The organism is Argonema galeatum A003/A1, from assembly GCF_023333595.1.
Classification (GTDB): Bacteria; Cyanobacteriota; Cyanobacteriia; order Cyanobacteriales; family Aerosakkonemataceae; genus Argonema; species Argonema galeatum.
Genome location: NZ_JAIQZM010000005.1, coordinates 31,865 through 51,803, shown reverse-complemented (window position 1 = coordinate 51,803; position 19,939 = coordinate 31,865). Strand labels below are relative to the sequence as shown.

27 protein-coding genes and 1 tRNA gene are annotated in these 19,939 nt (G+C 46.8%); 18 read left to right on the top strand and 10 right to left on the bottom strand.

Features of this window, described 5'->3' with window-relative positions:
* Window positions 1-78 precede the first annotated feature (78 nt).
* Window positions 79-525, top strand: coding sequence for a MoaF-related domain-containing protein (locus tag LAY41_RS07600; protein ID WP_249095934.1), 447 nt, complete (start codon window positions 79-81; stop codon window positions 523-525).
* A 2-nt stretch (window positions 526-527) separates the two neighbouring features.
* Here the strand turns inward: LAY41_RS07600 and LAY41_RS07595 are convergent, their stop codons facing one another.
* From LAY41_RS07595 to ndhN, 10 genes are all read right to left on the bottom strand, one after another.
* On the bottom strand, window positions 528-1,835 hold the full coding sequence (locus LAY41_RS07595; RefSeq protein WP_249095932.1) for a DNA double-strand break repair nuclease NurA: 1,308 nt from the start codon (window positions 1,833-1,835) through the stop codon (window positions 528-530).
* A 465-nt stretch (window positions 1,836-2,300) separates the two neighbouring features.
* Entirely contained in the window at window positions 2,301-3,083 is a 783-nt protein-coding gene (locus LAY41_RS07590) for an HAD family hydrolase (protein WP_249095930.1), read from the bottom strand.
* A gap of 12 nt (window positions 3,084-3,095) precedes the next feature.
* Window positions 3,096-3,167 (bottom strand) — tRNA-Gln (locus LAY41_RS07585).
* Window positions 3,168-3,358: 191 nt separating this feature from the next.
* Window positions 3,359-5,074 (bottom strand): R3H domain-containing nucleic acid-binding protein, encoded by a 1,716-nt coding sequence (locus LAY41_RS07580; protein ID WP_249096335.1) that lies wholly within the window; start codon window positions 5,072-5,074, stop codon window positions 3,359-3,361.
* 270 nt (window positions 5,075-5,344) lie between these two features.
* On the bottom strand, window positions 5,345-6,484 hold the full coding sequence (gene ldpA, locus LAY41_RS07575) for a circadian clock protein LdpA (RefSeq protein ID WP_249095929.1): 1,140 nt from the start codon (window positions 6,482-6,484) through the stop codon (window positions 5,345-5,347).
* Window positions 6,485-6,554: 70 nt separating this feature from the next.
* Entirely contained in the window at window positions 6,555-7,157 is a 603-nt protein-coding gene (locus LAY41_RS07570; protein ID WP_249095927.1) for a vWA domain-containing protein, read from the bottom strand.
* A 243-nt stretch (window positions 7,158-7,400) separates the two neighbouring features.
* Window positions 7,401-8,006: a vWA domain-containing protein gene (locus tag LAY41_RS07565; protein ID WP_338022959.1), complete on the bottom strand. Its 606-nt coding sequence runs from the start codon at window positions 8,004-8,006 to the stop codon at window positions 7,401-7,403.
* A gap of 83 nt (window positions 8,007-8,089) precedes the next feature.
* Window positions 8,090-8,716, bottom strand: coding sequence for a salt stress protein, Slr1339 family (locus LAY41_RS07560; protein WP_249095923.1), 627 nt, complete (start codon window positions 8,714-8,716; stop codon window positions 8,090-8,092).
* A 184-nt stretch (window positions 8,717-8,900) separates the two neighbouring features.
* The gene (locus LAY41_RS07555) at window positions 8,901-9,506 is read right to left on the bottom strand and encodes a vWA domain-containing protein (RefSeq protein ID WP_249095922.1); all 606 of its coding nucleotides are present in this window, start codon (window positions 9,504-9,506) and stop codon (window positions 8,901-8,903) included.
* 147 nt (window positions 9,507-9,653) lie between these two features.
* Window positions 9,654-10,130, bottom strand: coding sequence for an NAD(P)H-quinone oxidoreductase subunit N (gene ndhN / locus LAY41_RS07550; protein WP_249095920.1), 477 nt, complete (start codon window positions 10,128-10,130; stop codon window positions 9,654-9,656).
* Window positions 10,131-10,843: 713 nt separating this feature from the next.
* On the opposite strand from ndhN, the gene rplC reads away from it, so the two are divergent.
* The 17 genes from rplC (at window position 10,844) to rpsE (ending at window position 19,907) form a co-directional block, all read left to right on the top strand.
* The gene (gene rplC / locus LAY41_RS07545) at window positions 10,844-11,479 is read left to right on the top strand and encodes a 50S ribosomal protein L3 (protein ID WP_249095918.1); all 636 of its coding nucleotides are present in this window, start codon (window positions 10,844-10,846) and stop codon (window positions 11,477-11,479) included.
* Between the two features lie 154 nt (window positions 11,480-11,633).
* On the top strand, window positions 11,634-12,266 hold the full coding sequence (rplD, locus tag LAY41_RS07540; RefSeq protein WP_249096332.1) for a 50S ribosomal protein L4: 633 nt from the start codon (window positions 11,634-11,636) through the stop codon (window positions 12,264-12,266).
* Window positions 12,259-12,573, top strand: a complete 315-nt coding sequence (locus tag LAY41_RS07535; protein ID WP_249095917.1) for a 50S ribosomal protein L23 — start codon at window positions 12,259-12,261, stop codon at window positions 12,571-12,573. The genes rplD and LAY41_RS07535 overlap by 8 nt, the downstream gene beginning before the upstream one ends.
* Window positions 12,574-12,637: 64 nt before the next feature.
* On the top strand, window positions 12,638-13,501 hold the full coding sequence (gene rplB, locus LAY41_RS07530; RefSeq protein WP_249095915.1) for a 50S ribosomal protein L2: 864 nt from the start codon (window positions 12,638-12,640) through the stop codon (window positions 13,499-13,501).
* A 103-nt stretch (window positions 13,502-13,604) separates the two neighbouring features.
* On the top strand, window positions 13,605-13,883 hold the full coding sequence (rpsS, locus tag LAY41_RS07525) for a 30S ribosomal protein S19 (RefSeq protein ID WP_249095913.1): 279 nt from the start codon (window positions 13,605-13,607) through the stop codon (window positions 13,881-13,883).
* A 133-nt stretch (window positions 13,884-14,016) separates the two neighbouring features.
* Window positions 14,017-14,373 (top strand): 50S ribosomal protein L22, encoded by a 357-nt coding sequence (rplV, locus tag LAY41_RS07520; protein WP_249095911.1) that lies wholly within the window; start codon window positions 14,017-14,019, stop codon window positions 14,371-14,373.
* Window positions 14,374-14,473: 100 nt separating this feature from the next.
* The gene (gene rpsC, locus LAY41_RS07515) at window positions 14,474-15,205 is read left to right on the top strand and encodes a 30S ribosomal protein S3 (RefSeq protein WP_249095910.1); all 732 of its coding nucleotides are present in this window, start codon (window positions 14,474-14,476) and stop codon (window positions 15,203-15,205) included.
* 125 nt (window positions 15,206-15,330) lie between these two features.
* Window positions 15,331-15,750, top strand: a complete 420-nt coding sequence (gene rplP, locus LAY41_RS07510; RefSeq protein WP_249095907.1) for a 50S ribosomal protein L16 — start codon at window positions 15,331-15,333, stop codon at window positions 15,748-15,750.
* Between the two features lie 3 nt (window positions 15,751-15,753).
* Window positions 15,754-15,990: a 50S ribosomal protein L29 gene (gene rpmC / locus LAY41_RS07505; protein WP_249066548.1), complete on the top strand. Its 237-nt coding sequence runs from the start codon at window positions 15,754-15,756 to the stop codon at window positions 15,988-15,990.
* Between the two features lie 12 nt (window positions 15,991-16,002).
* A complete protein-coding gene (gene rpsQ / locus LAY41_RS07500) occupies window positions 16,003-16,251 on the top strand; it encodes a 30S ribosomal protein S17 (RefSeq protein ID WP_249095904.1) in 249 nt (82 codons plus the stop codon).
* 107 nt (window positions 16,252-16,358) lie between these two features.
* Window positions 16,359-16,727 (top strand): 50S ribosomal protein L14, encoded by a 369-nt coding sequence (gene rplN / locus LAY41_RS07495; protein ID WP_249095901.1) that lies wholly within the window; start codon window positions 16,359-16,361, stop codon window positions 16,725-16,727.
* 71 nt (window positions 16,728-16,798) lie between these two features.
* Window positions 16,799-17,113 carry a 50S ribosomal protein L24 gene (rplX, locus tag LAY41_RS07490; RefSeq protein ID WP_249096331.1) on the top strand — a complete coding sequence of 105 codons (315 nt, stop codon included), beginning with the start codon at window positions 16,799-16,801 and terminating at the stop codon, window positions 17,111-17,113.
* A 121-nt stretch (window positions 17,114-17,234) separates the two neighbouring features.
* Window positions 17,235-17,780, top strand: coding sequence for a 50S ribosomal protein L5 (gene rplE, locus LAY41_RS07485; protein ID WP_249066553.1), 546 nt, complete (start codon window positions 17,235-17,237; stop codon window positions 17,778-17,780).
* A gap of 10 nt (window positions 17,781-17,790) precedes the next feature.
* Entirely contained in the window at window positions 17,791-18,192 is a 402-nt protein-coding gene (gene rpsH, locus LAY41_RS07480) for a 30S ribosomal protein S8 (RefSeq protein WP_249095898.1), read from the top strand.
* A 124-nt stretch (window positions 18,193-18,316) separates the two neighbouring features.
* Window positions 18,317-18,856 (top strand): 50S ribosomal protein L6, encoded by a 540-nt coding sequence (rplF, locus tag LAY41_RS07475; RefSeq protein WP_249095895.1) that lies wholly within the window; start codon window positions 18,317-18,319, stop codon window positions 18,854-18,856.
* Complete coding sequence (gene rplR, locus LAY41_RS07470) at window positions 18,853-19,215, top strand: 50S ribosomal protein L18 (RefSeq protein ID WP_249095892.1); 363 nt, start codon at window positions 18,853-18,855, stop codon at window positions 19,213-19,215. The genes rplF and rplR overlap by 4 nt, the downstream gene beginning before the upstream one ends.
* 155 nt (window positions 19,216-19,370) lie before the next feature.
* On the top strand, window positions 19,371-19,907 hold the full coding sequence (gene rpsE, locus LAY41_RS07465) for a 30S ribosomal protein S5 (protein ID WP_249096329.1): 537 nt from the start codon (window positions 19,371-19,373) through the stop codon (window positions 19,905-19,907).
* Window positions 19,908-19,939: the final 32 nt, after the last annotated feature.

Sequence of the window (19,939 nt, the reverse complement as noted above, 5' to 3'; positions counted from 1 at the left end):
TATCTAAAATTTTAATTTATTTTTTACAGGGCATGGTAATATATAGAATAATTTTAGTCGTGCAATTGCGGTAAAACTATGAAAGCCCTAAAAGTTGTTTTAATTGCAGTATTAGCAGTAATGGCGTTGGCGGGCTGTACGCAGCCTTCGCCGCCACAAGCCGCACAACCAACGGCACAACAAACTGCACAACAAACTGCACAACAAACTGCACAACCCCAAAAAATTGAATGGGTAGGTAAAACATTCCTGATTGATTTTGGAGAACTAAAAATAAAGGGGCAATTTCCAGCAGCCAACCAGTATAAATGGGAGTATCTTACAGGTAACGAGAAAGGCAAAACCGGGTTAGAAACAATACGCTTAGTAGAAATTCGCCCCAATGTTCATATAAATTCTTGGGTGGAAAAAGACGGGACGGCGATAGTTGAAGTGCTGGATTTGGAAAAAATGACCGTGCTTTCTTACGGTGTTAAGGATAAAAAAATTAATGAGTACAAAGCAAAATTGAGTGAAATAAAGTAAATCTAAGCGATGCTACCACGCTTGCGAGTTTCCTTGTAAGATGTTCCCACATTTCTTAAACCTGCTCTAATCATTTGTTGTTCGAGAAGGGCAAAGAAACGAGCGCGATCGGCCCCTTTTACAACCGCCTGATTGTGTGCTTCAGCAAGAACTACTGGATAACCATAACCTTTCTGAATTTGCGCTAACATCAAACCAAGAGATAGATCCAGCAACGCTGAATTTTCTGCCACCCACGCCGGAATTTCAATTCGGGCAATTTCGCTTCCCACGTGGACGTAGCAGAAATAAATTTTCTGAGCATCGTCGTAGAAATTGAGAATTTTGTTACTACTGCGCCATAGGGCACCGCGTTGTCCCGGTTTCAAACGAGATGCCCAAAGAGCTGTATCCCTCAAAGGATCGAAAACTTGGCACGGCGTTTTCTCTAAGTTGTCGCAATGGACGACGCAGTTAGGGGTAGAGTAGGTACAAGCTTGTAAGCGCAGGAAGTTGAGGGATTCGCTGCTGCGAGAGGCGCTGAGGTAGCCTAGCAGGGGAATGCCAGCTAAGCGCATTTGTGACCAAGCTTCCATGATTGGAGGTATAAGGCGATCGCACGCATCAGATGGTAGCTGATCTAAAAACCAGTAGAGTAAAGAACCATCCACCATTGCCAAAGTTGGCACTTTAGCAGATTGAACCTCACCCTCTTTCCCCCCTTCTTTCCCCCCCTCTTTCTCCCCCTCTTTCTCCCCCTCTTTCTCCCCCTCTTTCTCCCCCTCTCCGTTAACGGAGAGGGGGTTGGGGGGTGAGGTTTGACTTTTTGCCCAACTTATAGACAACTCTGCCAAAACAACTGCTTCGGAAACAGTGCGCCGATAACCCATCCATTCCTCAGTGCGAATACCCCATTGGCGAGAAACATACAGATCTTCGGGACGATAGAAAACTTCTGGTAGACTATCCAATAAAGGATGGCGTCCTTGTCCGTAGTGCAACACAACCCGACCTATATTTATCAGATAGCAGTAGGCAATTTCGTGGTGACTGGGAGCAATTTGGGAACCATCGGTGGCGATAACGGTATGAGCTTTTGGAGGAACTGGAATGTCAATGCAGGTATCTAATGGCTCAACTGGTACGGGAGGGGAAAATATGAAGCGATCGCGCCATTTCTCTATTTGATCCTCCAATTCTACCTGTCTGCCATAAGCCTCTTCCAGCAATTTCTGAGCGACTTCCAACCGTTGGCGACTCGCCGCCGCCTCCAAGGTTAGGTGTTGGCTCAAACCTTGCATTTGTCGCGCTAATTTTGTTAGGTCAAGCATAATCTTTAATTTTTATATAAAGATGGATTTAATGATATAGCAACCGATGAAAGTCGGTTAAGCCATAAATCTGGGGAGGGGGCTAGGGGTTAGGGGCGAAGCATTCGGGTAGTAAATATAAGGTTTTAACCAATAAATTATATGCCCGAATGCTTCGCCCCTACTGCCCTAATCGACGAGAGCGGTTGCTATATATGTGGCTCTTTCGGAGTTTTTATCCTTTTGTTCACTTAAAAACATTTTTATTTCTTTTCTCCTCTGCACAAGGGCTCAAATAACATAGTAAATATGGAAGAGCAGATTTTTTTTATGCCTAAAAATTCGGCTTCTCATATCTGCGTTTATCTGCGTACCCTGCGGGAAGGCTGCGCCTACATCCCTCTTCATCTGCGGTAAAAAATTAACCAACGATAACAACAGACAATTTCAGGATATCAAGTAAAGTCGATCGCAGATCGCTTAATTTTAAGGCCAAGCCGAGAAATCCTCAGCAAACTGGGAGAGGGATAACAGCTTAATCCGTGTATCTTGGCGAACAGATTCGTGCTGTGCTGGCGTGTTATATCCCCAATCAGCAAGATAGAGCCTCACAGCATCCAAGTCTGACTGTTTTTGTACCGATCGCAAAGTTTTTAGCCTATCTTCCACAAACCAGATAACTGGCGGTTCAGCTGACTCTGCGATCGATTCCCGTAAAATCTCAGACTTAGGACGCTGTGACTCTTTACCCAATATAGAGCCTTCCGCCATCTCGATATTTTGTTGCTGCAATAACTGCCGAACAAACCGTCCCTCTTTCGTGGTGATAATCCTCAGTTGTACGGGACTGGCGATTAGCTGTTGCAATCGTTCTACAATGCCGGGATAGAAGCAATGCAGACTCAACCATTCGCTTAAATCGCTGACAATCCATTCATCCCTAATATTATCTAGCTTTCTTCCAATATCTGCCGCCACAAGACCTTCTTCGAGAAGGATTTGTTGTGCGATCGCCACCCAGTCCTGCCAAATCTTTTCCTCACCAATCCCCACCAGCAAGGCACGTAGCAGCACAGGCATCTCCCAGCCTACCTCAATCACTGGTCGCAGGCTATAGAACCTGGGTGCTAAATCCTCCGGCGGCGTCAAACTCGTAGGCGACCAGAATTGGCAGTAAGTACGCCAAGCTGTCTCAAAATACTCGCTCAGCCCATCGCAGATCACACCATCAAAGTCAAGAGCTAGAATCTTGGGATTAATTACAGACATAATACCAATTAACTGGGGTGCAAGGATTCGAACCTCGGAATGGCTGGACCAAAACCAGCTGCCTTACCACTTGGCGACACCCCATTGCTTTCTCCTTAATTATAGTAACAGATAGTTATCGTAGTTTGTCAAGTATTTAATTTAGGGAAGTACAAACTTGCATGAAATCCTTGGCTAGCCGGTGAAAGCGGTGAGGTTCTACTATCCCCCTATTTGCACAAGCAGACCAAGTGGATAACCCCCACCATATTTTAGGTTGGTGGGGGAAAACGTTACTAAGCTGGATAAATCCGCAGACGCCGATTGGGCTCATCTCCAAAACTGGTCGATCGCAGGCGGTAATGCTCAACCAGCTCGTGTTGCATCTTCCGCACAGTAGCAGCGCGAGGCAACAACTCCACCGGCTGTCCCTTTGGAATCACAATTTGCTCCACAGCAAGTCTGGCTTCCTCCAGAGCTTCCAGCTCGTCTTCAGAGCCGCTTTGGGTAAACAACCTCAAATCGGCACTTTCTGGCAAGCCAGTATCATCTATGTTCAACATTCGTTGTAGAGCATGAGTAATCTGGGGAATAGTGCTGTCCTTAATCGTGTGGATAGGAACGTGATGAGCTTTGGCAACGTGCCGTAACTTAGAATGGTTTTTTACGTGCGACCTGAGCGCCAAAACCGCATCCGCGCTATCGAGATCCTTCGTCAGCACCATCGGCAAATTCAGCAAGCGAACCACCTGCTCCAGTTGATGACGACTGACGCCGTAGGGATAGACGTGCAGAGGCAAATCTTCCCCATTTGGCCCGGAATTTTTGGTATCGCTATCAAACAACATCGGCTGCTGGAAAGAGGCATTCAGCAATTGCTCAAAACTCTTCTCCTCAGAAGAGCGCTCTGTTTCTGGTTTTGCAGGTAACGGCATCATCTGTCCAGAGGCTCGCCAGCCACTCGATCGCGCATTCGATCCTGTGAGGGTCGTTGTCGCGATCGTCGGTGTACTGGGTGATTCCCGTGTAATCTTGACCTCGCCAGTTTCGCTAACCGTCCTAACTTGAGGATTCGGCTGGCGTCCCCGCAGCAGGTTATCTACCGTGTCAGCAGTGTTCTCGTGTATCACCCAGCGCTGCCGTTCCAGCATTTCCACCGCAATTTCAAATGTCGGGGGTGCTTTGCGCTCCAACACTGTCTTTTGAGAGCCCCGGCGGCGAGCCTCTTCATCTCCCAGCGTCACAGCCTGAATACCGCCAACCAAATCAGACAGCGTTGGATTTTTAATCAAGTTCTCAATCTGGTTGCCGTGAGCGGTGCCAACCAACTGGACGCCCCGTTCCGCAATGGTTCGAGCGGCTAAAGCTTCCAGTTCCGTACCGATTTCATCAATGACGATGACTTCTGGCATATGGTTTTCCACTGCCTCAATCATCACCTGATGCTGAAGTTCGGGACGGGCAACTTGCATCCTTCTGGCCCGACCTATAGCCGGGTGGGGAACGTCTCCATCACCGGCAATTTCATTAGAAGTGTCGATAATGACAACCCGCTTATCGAGTTCATCCGCTAAAACGCGGGCGATTTCTCGTAAAGCAGTTGTTTTACCAACGCCAGGACGCCCCAGCATCAGAATAGACTTTCCAGTCTCTACCAAGTCGCGGATCATGCCGATCGTGCCAAAGACGGCCCGCCCAACGCGACAGGTCAAGCCAATAATTTCCCCGCTGCGATTGCGAATGCCGCTGATTCGGTGTAGAGTTTGCTCAATGCCAGCGCGGTTATCGCCGCTAAAATGTCCTACCCGTTGTATGCAATAATTCAGGTCTTCTGCCGAAATAGGCCGATCTGACAAATATTCGGCCTTACCTGGGAAGCGGGCTTCTGGGCGTCGGCCTAAGTCCATCACTACTTCAACTAAACTGTTCCGGGAGGGGTGATTCTCCAAGATCTGTCGAAGTTCTTGGGGCAAAATTTCCAGCAATTTATTCAGATCGTCTGTAATCTGCATTCTTCCTACGGCGACGTTTTTGACATTAGCTTGCGATTCAGGGTTGTCCTGTTTCTCGTCATGAGTCGTACCGTTAGGATTTTTCATCATGTTTGGGGTAAACAAGTGGTGAGTTGAAGGATCGATAGGTGGAGCAAAACTTTGTGAGGCAGGTTTAACCAAATTGTCTCTTATTCCACAACTAAGTGGGTAAACCTACAGAGGCAAGTAAAAAAAGTATTTGGTATGAGATGAGTGATTTTTTTCATAATACATTTATATTACAATGTTTTAGGCTGACTTAATTTGAGAAACCAGGTTATGCGCTAAGGCCACAGCTTGCCAGAGAAGTTCGGGTTCATCTTCCAGACAAACTGAGTGTTGAGTGGGAGAGATTTCTTTGCCTGCTGCTGGGGTAGAAACCATTTCTGTTTTTTCTAATCGATCTAGAATTGGCGACAACAGTACGCGAGCATAGCTACCATAGGCAATCCCTGCGATCGATAAGTGCTTCGGCTTTAGTGCTGAGTGCCCAGGAGAAGAATTTTTGAGTAAGCCCATTGCTTTTAGCTTGCTAACGGTGTGGCTGTTGGTGCCTCCTGCTAATTGCACATATCCCGGTAACCCGGCGGACAACACTTTTTGACCTAATTTCACGGCTGCATGGGTGGTTCCCGCGCCAATATCACCGCTCATGGGACGCCCGTCGGTCTGCCAAATGAGGGGACAAGGGAGGGGATTGATTAAGTCATAGAGCGATCGCAAGTAGTCAATCAGTCCTTCACCATCGGGACAGCTGATGGCGATCAGTTTGAGTCGATTAATCCTGGGTGCGATCGCGATCCAAAGTCTTTCAAAATCTTTCTGACGCCCTATTTGCGTATGGATTTCCAGTGCATCCACCCCTGTTTCCAGCACTAAGGGTGCGATCGCTTCCGGCGTCGATACATAAGAACGCGCAAAAATCAACTGGCTCGGACAAATTGGCAAACACCTACCGCAGCCATAGCATAGGGGATCGACAACTCCAGAAAATTGGTCATTAGCGCGATCGAACACAATTGCTTGAGCTGGGCAAATACTTTCGCAGGGACGGGGGCATTCCGTCGGACACTCAGTTGAGTTAAATTCCGCCTTGCGAAAATGGGGATCTTCCCCATCATTCAAACTCACCATCAGCCACGGCAAACCATCAAAGCCAAACCCTCGCTGTTTGGCTTGGGTGCTAAGACACGCAGCAGCGCGTAACGCTTCTTGTGCAGCCGCGATCGCAGCGCGATCGGCGGAAACGTCAATACAGTCAGCGCCCGCCAAAGTATATGCCAGAGTAATATTCCGAACGGCAGGGAGGTGTTGGAAACTGGCTCCGCAGATCAGCTTAAACCAGTACCCCTCCTTTAAAGAACGTAAAGGATAGGAGATATTAGCCACACTTATATGTTACTGCGTTCCTCACCAAAACGGGAGGCGATCGCCCTACCTTACGATACGCTTCCCACGCCTAATCATTAACTGCGTTTAGCAGCACTTCAGCTAAAGTCATATCTGCCATGTCATCCATAGTTAGAGTGTCACAGATATCAAACTTCGCCCCAGCACCCTGAAGGTCATCATCCAAAGCTTTGAGAAACCGGCTTGCCGTTGCATCTGAACCCACTTGAATCATCGTAATTGCCAGTTCTTCATCTGTGTCCATCTGGCGAGATGCTTCAATAATCGCTTTCATCACGCCTTTGCGATCGTCCGGTTCACCATCCGTCACCACTATAATAGTTTCTCCGCTAGGCTTGGTCTGACCCGCTGCTTTACGCTCAAAATAACGGTTAGTTGCATCTTGTAGCACGCCAGCTAAGTTAGTGGTGCCAGCAGGGTCATTTTCTTGAAAGATTTGTGCGACTTTAGTGGAAGTTACATTGTCGTATCTTTTGAAGCGGCTGGAAAAGAGGTAAACCGTGATGCCATCAGGATCGAACTGTTCGCATTTTCTTGCTATTGCCAGAGTAGATTCCTGTGCCGTTTCCCAGCGGCTTCTACCACCCGGCTGATCCGGCGTAGACATACTGCCGCTTTTGTCAATAATTAAGGTATAATCTCTATTTTCCATGACAAAAACCTCCTTGTAGTAATCAGCAATTATCTTTAGTCTGAAACGCGGTTTCTTTAAACAATACCTTCGCCAAACCGAAAAATGGACACGCGAGAGTAGAGTAGGTTGGGTTGAGCGCGAGCAAAACCCAACAAATGCGTTGGGTTTCGCTTTAGTCTGAAACCCGGTTTCTTTCAAAAACCCGGTTTATTAGATCTGTCACTTTGGCGATCGAGTATTAACGCGAAGCAACTTGCGTTATTAGTCGCTAATCGCATTTAGCAACACTTCGGTCAGAGTCATCCCCTCCATATCATCAAGCGTTACTGTATCAACAATGTCAAATTTGGCACCAGCGGTTTGCAAATCGTCATCCAAGGCTTTGAGAAACTTGCTTGCCGTTTGATCTGTGCCAACTTGAATGAAGGAAATCGCTAATTCTTCATCTCTATCCAGATGGCGAGATGCCTCAATAATTACTCGCATCACAGCTTTGCGATCGTCCGGTTCACCATCGGTGACTACCAAAATCGTCTCGCCATTTGCCTTTGTTTGACCCGCTGCTTTACGTTGAAAGTAGTTATCTGTGGCATCTTTTAGTACACCCGCTAAGTCAGTAGTGCCAGAAGGATCGTTTTCTTGAAATATCTGGGCGACTTTGCTAGATGTCACGTTGTCCAACCGTTTGAACCTGCCTGAAAATAGGTAAAGCGTAATTCCATCAGGGTCAAACTGTTCGCATTTTCTCGCTACTGCTAGGGTAGACTCTTGTGCGGTTTGCCAGCGAGTTCTACCACCCGTTTGGTCTGGGGTAGACATACTGCCGCTTTTGTCAATAATTAATGTATAATCTCGGTCTTCCAACAAAGAACCTCCTTGCATAATAGACAAACTCCACGGATTGTCACGGTTTCTTTATCTAGCCTAGACGACATTTCTGAGTATGGCTATTACGGCTTAGTTTCTCGCAAAGCTTGCAAGTAATCGATCGCCGCCTCCAATTTGGAAGGGTAGTCGTAGGCAAATTCTTCAAACCACAGCCCCTCTGCTGAACGTATATTTAACTTTTTCAACCACTCTTGAGCTTCTTTTGTCAATGCTTGCCGTTGTTGCTGCTTAATTTGTTCTTGTCGAAGTTGTTCTTCTTTCAGTTGTTGCTGTTTTTTCAGTTCTTCTTCTTTCTGTTTTTCTTCAACCTCCGCCTTTAGTTCGACAAGTAAGCTATTTTCAGCAGAGGATGGAACAATAGTTTTTTGCCAAGAAACTTGCTCTAGAGGAAGGGGTACGCTTGGTAGTTGCTGACGAGATTCTTCCCATTTCAAAGTTGGCTGTTTTTTTGCTTGGGAGGGTTTGTTTTGTTCCTCAAACTCTGCTTTAATCTCAGCTAATAAATTATCCTCTGGCGAAGAACGAGAGAGATTGTTTTGCCAATAAACCTGAGTTTGAGGCGCGGGTATTTGTGGTAGCTGAGGAGATCGTTCCTCTTTCAAAGGTTGCTGTTTTTTCGGAGTTTTGGGTTTCTCTTTTTCTTCATATTCAGCTTTGATATCGGCTAATAAATCATCTATCGATTCCATAATTTTTCATCCCCAAAAGCTGCTAAAAACTACTTCAGTGATTTTTTATAGCAGAGGCTCTCAGATCCTATTGTTAAAATCCGATCGCAGTTGAGAACACATCTAAATCTATCTGCTCTAGGCTGCGTTTATCTGCTTTGATCTGCGGGTAAAAAAATCTACAACCTACTGTTCATATCGGCTTTTAGTCAGTGATAGCATTAAGCAGAACTTCAGTCAGGGTCATATCTTCCATGTCATCCATAGTTACTGTGTCTACAATATCAAACTTCGCACCAGCATTTTGCAGTTCGTCATCCAAAACTTTGAGGAACTTGGTTGCCTGAGCGTCAGTGCCGACTTGAATGAAAGAAATAGCCAATTCTTCATCCCGATCGATACGTCGAGATGCTTCTATAATTACACGCATCACAGCTTTGCGATCGTCCGGTTCACCATCGGTCACCACTAAAATGGTTTCTCCATTTGCCTTGGTTTGCCTAGCTGCCTTGCGCTGAAAATAGTTGTTAAGGGCATCTTGGAGGACACCTGCTAAGTCAGTCCGTCCAGATGGCTCGTTTTCGTGGAATATTTGAGCAACTTTGCTGGTAGTTACATTCTCATAGCGTTTAAATTTACCGGAAAACAGATAAACTGTGAGACCATCTGGGTCAAGCTGTTCGCATTTACCGGCTAAGGCGAGGGTAGACTCCTGCATTGCAACCCAACGACTTTGCCCACCCGGCAGGTCTGTTAGCGACATACTGCCGCTTTTGTCAATTATTAAGGTATAATCACGATTCTCAAGCATTAGCTTCTTCCCTATTAGCTCGGTCTTATTCCAAGGTATCAAAACCAGAAAGCCGAGGAGCTAGAAAAGTCAAAAGAAAATAGGGGCTAGCGAAGAAGGAAGGTTACTCCCCCACTCTCCCACTCCCCCACTCTCCCCCTCCATATCTTAAGCGGCAAGCAAAGTGTCTCTGAGGGGTGTCCAGCGGAAGGCCCGATCGCCTCCCATTTCCACCACTAACTTAACTCGCGGCTCCATACTGGGCAAATTCGCCAAATATTCAACCTCTTGACGGGAAAGAATCTGGCCTTCTATTATCCACAGCACCAGTCCCTTGGACTTGGGCGGCAGCTGTTCGAGCTGATAATTGACGATCGGTGGCACATAGTACACATAGCCGACTGCTGCACCGCTACCGAGGCTTTTCTTACCTAAGTGGGGAGGACGCACCCCATGAACCCCAGTCAAGTACATCGCCACATCACCCAGCCCCCGCGCAGTTATATTCAGGGTATTATAGCCAGCTGCCCGTATCCGCCGTTGGTAGCGACCTTCAAATCCTCCCTCAAGAGGTGCGTAGACCCCCAGTGCGCCTGTCTTTTCCAGGGCTCGAATTAGATCCTTCCCAGTTGCGATTAATGCCATAAACTTGCGTTTTACCCGCCAAATGGCTTAAAAAAACGTTACATCTACTGCTATTGTAGTCCTGGGGGTTGTCATTTCTGAAGAATTTACCTGTCTTGGTAATCCTGTAAGTCGGCAACCGTTACAAAAAAAAATCTGCTAAAGACTAGACAAGGTAAAAAAAATAGTTTATATTATTGGATCGTGACTAAAATTTAAGTTTGCTTCGTTTTCTATGAAGGACTGAAAGCAAACTTGGATACCACCAGTCAAAGGCGGACTGGTTACCCGGTGGCAGAAAAAACGGATTTCTGCATCAAAAAGTAGGGTAAATTGGTCTCAAGCAAAGGTGGCGAAGGTAGATTGACATCTGCATCGGGCCGAAAAAGGATACTAAGTAGCTTGCTGCTTAAGTCCCAGTGCCCAGAAGTAATGCCAAGGCTAACGTTTATTGGCCTTTGAACAAAAAGCTTGAATTAGGTTGCCGACGCAGCAGAAGACTTGCTCCAAGCCGATAACTTGGAGCGGGGTTAACTGACTGGCCTGCATCTAAAGCGAGATGGCAGTTAAAACTGCCGATATGAAGTGGATTAAAGGCAACGAAAGAGTGATGAGTTATGAAAGCTGAGTTATGAGTTGAAAAACTTAACTCAAAATTCAAGACTCAAAAGTTTTGAAGGAGCTATTTGAATCCGAATTGATTGTAGTGCGTAAAAAAGGAGAAACCAGGTACTGTGGCTGTCGGTATCCTCGGCACTAAAGTAGGCATGACCCAAATTTTTGACGAAATAGGGAGAGCTATCCCTGTAACGGTCGTTCAAGCCGGTCCATGCCCCATTACTCAGATTAAGACGCAACAGACTGATGGCTACACTGCCATCCAAGTTGGATTTGGCGAAAAAACTCAAAAGGGTATTAATAAGCCCGAACTGGGTCATCTAGCCAAGTCTAGTTCCCCCCCGTTGCGTCATCTGCATGAATATCGTTTAGAAAATACGGGTGATTACGAACTGGGTCAGCCGATCAAAGCAGATATTTTTACCCCAGGCCAAATTGTGGATGTTATGGGTAAAAGTATCGGTAAAGGCTTTGCCGGTTATCAGAAACGTCACAACTTTAAGCGCGGCCCGATGGCGCACGGTTCCAAAAATCACCGTGCGCCGGGATCGACTGGTGCTGGAACTACGCCGGGAAGAGTTTATCCCGGTAAGCGGATGGCAGGTCGTTTGGGAGGCAAGCAAATTACGATTCGCAAGCTCGCGATTGTGCGTGTAGATGCAGAACGCAATTTGTTGCTGATTAAAGGAGCCGTTCCTGGTAAAGTAGGTGCCTTGCTCAGTATCACACCGACAAACAAGGTAGGAAAATAGTCATTAGTCATTAGTCATTAGTGACCCAATGACTGATTTCAGATTAAAGAATTGAAAATTTCAGATTGAAAAGTAAAGTTTTGAAATCTAAAATCTAAAATCTTCCTTTTCCTAATGACCGATGACTTTTGACAAAGAACAGAGGACGAAGAATATGGTTAACTGTGTGGTGCGAAACTGGGAAGGTCAAGAGGTTGGGCAAGCGTCTTTGGAGTTGAAGGTTGCCAAAGAAGAAAACGCATCTCACATTGTCCACCGGGCGCTGGTACGCCAAATGACCAATGCAAGGCAAGGAACGGTCAGCACCAAGACTAGATCGGAGGTCAGTGGTGGAGGTCGCAAACCCTGGCGGCAAAAAGGAACTGGTCGTGCGCGTGCTGGTTCGATTCGATCGCCTTTGTGGAGAGGCGGCGGTGTCATCTTCGGGCCAAAGCCAAGAGACTTTGAAGTCAAGATGAACCGCAAAGAAAAGCGACTGGCTTTGAGAACAGCTTTGATTAGCCGAGTGGAAGATTGGGTTGTGGTTGAGGAATTTGCCGAAAAGCTGCCGAGACCTAAAACGAAGGAATTGATGGGAGCGATCGGGCGTTGGGGCGTTCCAGACGCAGCAAAGATTTTGTTGATTTTGTCAGAACCAGCCGAGATGGTTTACCTATCAGCTCGCAACATTGCCAAATTGAAGTTGATTCGGGCTGACCAATTGAATGTATACGATCTGCTCTGGGCGGACAAAATAGTGACTACATCATCAGCTCTGGCCAAGATTCAGGAGGTGTACGGTGGCTGAATATAATTTGCGGACACTGGCGGATTTGATCCGTCGCCCCCTCCTAACGGAAAAGGCCACGATGCTGATGGAGCAGGAAAAATACAGTTTTGACGTGGTGCTAAAGGCAACAAAACCACAAATTAAGGCTGCGATCGAACAATTGTTCGATGTCAAAGTCACTGCTGTTAACACAATGACGCCGCCGCGTAAGAAGCGTCGGGTAGGCAGATTTCTTGGGTATAAATCTCAATACAAGAAAGCTGTTGTCACTTTGGCATCGGGCGACGGGGAAAAAATTCGGCAGATTCTGTTCCCTGAAGTGTAGCGATTTTAGATTTTAAATCCGAAATCCAAAATCCAAAATCCAAAATCCAAAATCCAAAATTCTTATGGGTACCCGTTCTTATCGGCCATACACTCCTAGTACTCGCCAGTGTACCATTTCAGACTTTGCTGAAATCACTCAGGGTGAGCCAGAGCGATCGCTGACTATATCAATACATCGCAAAAAAGGACGCAACAATCGCGGTGTGATTACCAGCCGTCGTCGGGGTGGCGGACACAAGCGTCTTTACCGAATCATTGACTTTCGTCGCGACAAGCACAACATCCCAGCTAAAGTAGTTGCCATTGAATACGACCCGAACCGCAATGCTCGGATCGCTTTGGTTAACTATCGAGATGGCGAAAAGCGATATATTCTGCATCCCAATGGCTTAGCAGTTGGAACTGCGATCGTCTCCGGCCCAGATTCGCCGATCGAAATTGGCAACGCCTTACCTTTAGGCAATATTCCCTTGGGTAGTAGCGTCCACAATGTAGAACTCTATCCTGGTCGAGGGGCACAAATTGTTCGCGCTGCGGGTGCCACCGCTCAAGTGGTAGCCAAGGAAGGCAACTACGTCAGCCTCAAACTGCCATCTGGAGAAGTCCGTATGATACTGAGGGAGTGCTACGCCACCATCGGACAAGTGGGCAACTTGGATGCCAGAAATTTGAGTACTGGCAAAGCAGGTAGAAATCGCTGGAAAGGTCGTCGCCCTAAAGTTAGAGGCAGCGTCATGAACCCTGTGGATCACCCGCATGGTGGTGGCGAAGGCAGAGCCCCTATTGGTAGAAGCGGGCCAGTAACGCCTTGGGGTAAACCAACTTTGGGTGCCAAAACGCGCAAGCCGAATAAACCGAGTAACTCCTTAATCGTGCGTCGTCGCCGCAAATCCTCTAAGCGTGGCCGTGGCGGTCGGGAATCATAGAATTTTAGATTTCAGATTTAAAATTTCAGATTTAAAAGTAAAGTTTTGAAATCTAAAATCTGAAATTCCCCAAATCCAAAATCCTCTCATCCAAAATTAAACTATGGGTCGCTCATTAAAGAAAGGTCCTTTTGTTGCAGATCATCTGCTCAGCAAGGTTGAAAAGTTGAATGGCAGGGGCGAAAAGCAAGTCATCAAAACTTGGTCGCGGGCTTCAACAATTTTGCCTTTAATGGTGGGTCATACCATCGCCGTACACAATGGCCGTCAGCACGTGCCCATTTTCATCTCAGATCAGATGGTCGGACACAAATTGGGTGAATTTGCCCCGACTCGCACCTTTAGAGGACACGCGAAGAGTGATAAAAAGGTTAAGCGATAGAGGCTAGGGCGAAGAGAATTTCAGATTTAAGATTTTAAATTTCAGATTTCAAATTTAAAACAAATTTGAAATCTAAAATCTAAAATTTTAAATTCTTTGATGCCTACTACTGATGACAAGGATGAAGAAATCTATGGCAATTGATACTGCTGAAGTTAAGGCTCACGCACGTTACATTCGGATGTCTCCCTACAAGGTGCGCCGCGTCCTCGATCAAATTCGGGGTCGCTCCTATCGGGAAGCGCTAATCGTTCTGGAGTTTATGCCCTATGCGGCTTGCGAACCAGTTCTCAAAGTGCTGCGCTCCGCCGTCGCCAATGCAGAAAATAACGCTGGTTTAGACCCAAAGAAACTGGTAGTAAGCCTTGCCTACGCCGACCAAGGCTCAACATTGAAGCGTTTCCGGCCCAGGGCTCAGGGTCGAGCCTATCAGATTCGCAAGCCAACTTGTCACATCACCGTGGCCGTTGCCGAAGTGGCAGAGGAATAGTTAGGAATAAAGATTCCAAATTTTAGATTTCAGATTTCAAATTTTCAATAAAATCTAAAATCTAAAATCTAAAATCTAAAATTGTTTTGAGGAAGTATTTGTGGGACAGAAGATTAATCCAGTTGGTTTTCGGCTAGGCGTTATCCAAGAACACCGCTCTCGTTGGTATGCGGATTCCGATCGCTACCCGGCCCTACTGCAAGAAGACTACAAAATTCGTAACTACGTCGAAAAAAACCTCTCTAACGCCGGAATTTCCGACGTGCGAATTGAGCGCAAAGCCGATCAAATAGATTTAGAAATTCGCACTGCTAGACCGGGTGTTGTTGTCGGACGGGGCGGCACCGGCATTGAAACTTTGCGAATTGGGCTCCAGGGGGAGCTGGGAGGCGGCAATCGCCAAATCCGCATCAACGTCGTCGAAGTGGCGCGGGTAGACGCTGATGCAGGATTGATTGGCGAATACATCGCTCAACAACTCGAACGTCGGGTTTCCTTCCGCCGGGTTGTCCGCCAAGCAATTCAACGTGCCCAGCGTGCTGGAGTCCAAGGTATCAAAGTCCAAGTAAGCGGTCGGCTCAACGGTGCAGAAATTGCTCGGACTGAGTGGACGCGGGAAGGTAGAGTGCCATTGCATACCTTACGGGCAGATATTGATTATGCCTACCGGACTGCCAAAACTATCTACGGCATTCTAGGAGTAAAAGTCTGGATTTTTAAAGGCGAAATCATTCCGGGACAGGAGGAAGCGGCTACTGCTAACGCCCCCGGTACTCCCCGCCGTCGCCAACCCAAACGCCGTCAGTTTGAAGACCGTTCAAATGAAGCTTAACTGGGGAATTTCAGATTTCAGATTTAAAATTTCAGATTTAAAGTTGTTAATTCAAAAAAAATTTGAAATCTAAAATCTAAAATCTTCCCTTTCCCTTTCCCTTTCGCAATGACTTTTGACAAGCCATGTTAAGTCCTAGAAGAACTAAATTCCGCAAACAACAGCGCGGGCGCATGGAAGGCATAGCCACCAGGGGTAGCGAACTCAACTTTGGTGAATTTGGCCTTCAGGCGCTAGAACCAGCCTGGATCACATCTCGTCAAATAGAAGCCAGTCGTCGTGCGATGACCCGCTATATCCGCCGGGGTGGCAAAATCTGGATTCGGATTTTCCCCGACAAACCCGTCACGATGCGCCCCGCGGAAACCCGGATGGGTTCCGGTAAAGGCTCGCCAGAGTTTTGGGTGGCGGTGGTCAAACCAGGACGAGTGATGTTTGAAATCACAGGCGTTACCGAAGCAATAGCCCGTGAAGCTATGCGTTTGGCTTCTCATAAGTTGCCAATCAAAACAAGGTTCGTCATGCGTTCTGAGGAGAATGTGTAAACTATGCCTCTTCCCAAGATTGAAGAAGCCAGAAAATTGAGCGATGAAGAACTGTCAGACCAAGTTATTGCTCTTAAGCGACAACTGTTTCAGTTGCGCCTGCAAAAAGTGACTCGTCAGTTGGAAAAGACGCATCAGTTCAAGCACGCGAAGCACCGGCTAGCCCAGTTGCTAACGGTGGAAGGCGAGCGACAAATCGCTCTTAAAAAATCCACGACTACTGAGTCAGTTGCAGAATAGGAGGAAGTGGCAATGGCAGTCAAAGAAAGAGTTGGCTTAGTTGTCAGCGACAAGATGGATAAAACAGTGGTGGTAGCGATCGAAAATCGCTCTCCCCACCCCAAGTACGGGAAAATCGTGGTGCGTACAAAAAGGTATAAGGCTCACGATGAAGAAAATAAGTGTCGTGAAGGCGATCGCGTCCGCATCAGCGAAACACGACCCTTAAGCCGCACCAAACGCTGGGTAGTTGCGGAAATCATCGGCTCGAATAAGGGTTAATCGGAAATTTCAGATTTCAGATTGCAGATTTATTAAATTTCCAATTTGAAATCTAAAATATTCCCTTTTTCCAATTACCAAACTACTAACTACCAACTAACAAAGCCGTGATTCAACCCCAGACTTATCTCAATGTTGCTGACAATAGCGGTGCCCGCAAATTAATGTGTATCCGGGTTTTAGGTGCCGGTAACCGCCACTATGGCAGCGTAGGCGACGTGATTATCGCCGTCGTCAAAGATGCCATCCCCAATATGGCCGTAAAAAAATCTGATGTGGTGAGGGCTGTGATTGTCCGAACTCGTAAAGGTATGCGTCGCGATAGCGGTATGAGCATTCGTTTTGACGATAATGCCGCCGTGATCGTCAACGCAGATGGTAACCCCAGAGGAACCCGCGTTTTTGGCCCTGTAGCGCGGGAACTGCGGGACAAAAACTATACCAAAATAGTGTCCCTAGCTCCAGAGGTACTCTAATGGCTAATAATCGTAGAACAGGTCAAGCATCGCCCAAAAAAAGCCCGGAAAATCGCTCTGGCAATGGCAAGATGCACGTCAAAAAAGGTGACACCGTTCAGATTATTTCTGGCAAAGATAAAGGCAAAGTTGGTGAAATCCTAAAGGCTTTTCCTAAGCTCAGTAGAGTAATCGTCAAAGGGGTCAACATCAAAACCAAGCACGTTAAACCCCAGCAGGAAGGAGAATCAGGCCGGATTACCACCTTGGAAGGGCCAATTCACATTTCCAACGTGATGCTTTATTCCATGAAGCAAAATGTTGCCAGTCGCGTCTGCTACACCTTTACCGAGGACGGTCGTAAAGTGCGGATGCTGAAAAAGACTGGTGAAATAATTGACAAATAATTTCATATTTCAGATTTGAGATTTGAAATTTGCATTGCAATTAAATCTGCAATTGTTCAATTCTTCAATCTGCAATCAATTGGTTCCCTGACCAAGACCAGGGAAAGTAAAAGGAAAACCAATGGCACAACGACTGAAAACCCAGTATCAAGAAAGCATTGTTCCTAAACTAAAGGAACAGTTCAATTACGAAAATATCCATCAGGTGCCGAAACTGGTGAAAATTACCCTCAACCGGGGCTTAGGCGATGCAGCTTCAAACGCTAAAGCGCTGGAATCTTCCTTGAATGAGATTGGCACGATCGCGGGTCAAAAACCCGTGGTTACCAGAGCTAAAAAAGCGATCGCCAGTTTCAAAATTCGCCAAGGTATGCCCGTCGGCATGATGGTTACCCTGCGGGGAGACCGGATGTACGCCTTTCTAGACAGATTTGTCAACCTAGCACTGCCCCGCATTCGGGACTTTCGGGGTATTAGTCCTAAAAGCTTTGACGGTCGCGGTAATTACAGTCTGGGTGTAAGAGAGCAGCTGATTTTTCCAGAGATCGAATACGACAGAATCGATCAAATTCGTGGTATGGACATTTCCATCATCACGACTGCTAACACAGATGAAGAAGGCCGCGCCTTACTCAAAGCTTTTGGGATGCCTTTCCGCGATCAATAAGGAGGAAACGATGGCGTCGAACGACACAATTTCAGATATGTTGACGCGCATCCGCAATGCAAATTTAGCGCGGCATCAAAAAACAGCAATTCCATCCACAAGAATGACTCGCAGCATTGCAAAAGTCCTCAACGAAGAAGGCTTTATCGGTGAGTTTGAAGAAGATGGAGAAGGGATCGAGAGAAAACTGATGGTTTCCTTGAAATACAAAGGAAAAAATCGCCAGCCCATCATCACTGCGTTGAAACGAGTAAGCAAGCCGGGATTGCGCGTTTACTCGAATCGCAAAGAATTACCGCGAGTTCTCGGCGGTATTGGCATCGCCATAATTTCGACTTCCAGCGGCATTATGACCGACCGGGAAGCGCGACGCCAAGGACTGGGTGGGGAAGTACTTTGCTACGTTTGGTAGTTGGCACGGGAAATTTCAGGTTTTAGATTTTAGATTTCAAAACTTGACTTTTGAATTGACAACTTGAAATCTGAAATTTTCAATTCTTTAATCTGAAATTTCAAATCTGAAATAAAGGAGAGTTATGTCTCGCATCGGTAAGCGCCCGATTAGCATTCCTAATAAAGTATCGGTGACAATTGACAATCGGGCTGTCGCCGTTAAAGGGCCTAAAGGAGAACTTTCTAGAGTTCTCCCAGACGGGATAATCGTAGAACAGTCAGGCGAAATCTTGAAGGTTTTGCGGCGGGATGAATCCCGCACTATCCGCCAACTTCACGGTTTATCTCGAACCCTAGTAGCCAACATGGTTGACGGAGTTTCTCAAGGTTTTCAGAAACGATTGGAAATTCAAGGTGTTGGTTACAGGGCAAAAATGGACGGTCGCAATCTAATTTTGATCGTGGGTTACAGCCATGAAGTCAAAATTGAGCCGCCACCAGGCATTCAGATGGCTGTTGAGGGCAACGTCAATGTCACGGTGAGTGGCATTGATAAAGAAGTTGTGGGGAACACAGCGGCTAAAATTCGCGCTGTCCGTCCACCAGAAGTTTATAAGGGTAAAGGCATTCGTTATGCCGGTGAAGTAGTCAGACGTAAAGCTGGTAAGGCAGGGAAGAAATGAAGCTGAGTCGCGCAGAATCGAAGCAGCGTCGGCATCAACGCATCCGTCGCGCAGTTTTTGGTACATCAGAACGTCCTCGGTTGGCTGTGTTTCGATCGCACGAGCATATTTATGCCCAAGTGATTGATGACACCAAGCACCATACCCTTGTGGCTGCCTCGACCCTCGAACCAACCGTGAAAGTAGATTTAAAATCAGGCTGCACTTGCGATGCTTCAACGCAGGTAGGTAAATTGATTGCCCAGCGTGCGATCGAATCTGGCATTCAAAAAGTCGTCTTTGACCGAGGTGGCAATCTTTACCACGGTCGGATCAAAGCCCTCGCCGAAGCAGCACGCGAAGCCGGTTTAGACTTCTAATTGTCATTAGAGAAGGGAAGATTTTAGATTTTAGATTTCAAATTTGTTTTAAATTCTCAATCTGAAATCAATAAATTTCAGATTGAAAATCTGAAATCTGAAATTCCACCTGACTGATGACAGAAGACCAAGAACAAAAGACAAAGGACAAAAATATGGCGGAACAACAACAGCAACGTCGTAAAAAAAGCAGCCGCACTAAAGAAAAAGAAACCACCTGGCAAGAACGAGTAATTCAAATCCGCCGCGTTAGCAAAGTAGTTAAAGGTGGTAAAAAGCTTAGCTTCCGTGCGATCGTCGTCGTCGGTAACGAACGCGGATCTGTAGGCGTCGGAGTTGGCAAAGCCAGCGATGTAATTGGTGCAGTCAAAAAGGGAGTAGCTGACGGTAAAAAACACCTAGTCGAAATTCCCCTCACCAAGTCAAACTCCATTCCCCACCCAGCTAAAGGCGACGGTGGTGGCGCAAAGATCATGATGCGACCTGCAGCGCCCGGAACCGGAGTAATTGCTGGTGGTGCTGTACGCACTGTATTGGAATTAGCGGGTGTCCGTAATGTCTTAGCCAAACAGCTCGGTTCCAACAACCCGCTCAACAACGCTAGAGCAACCATCAACGCCTTGGAAACTCTGCGGACATTCACGGAGGTTGCACGCGATCGCGGTATTCCGCTCGAAAATCTCTTCGCATAGTCATTAGTCATTAACAAGGAACAAGTGACTAA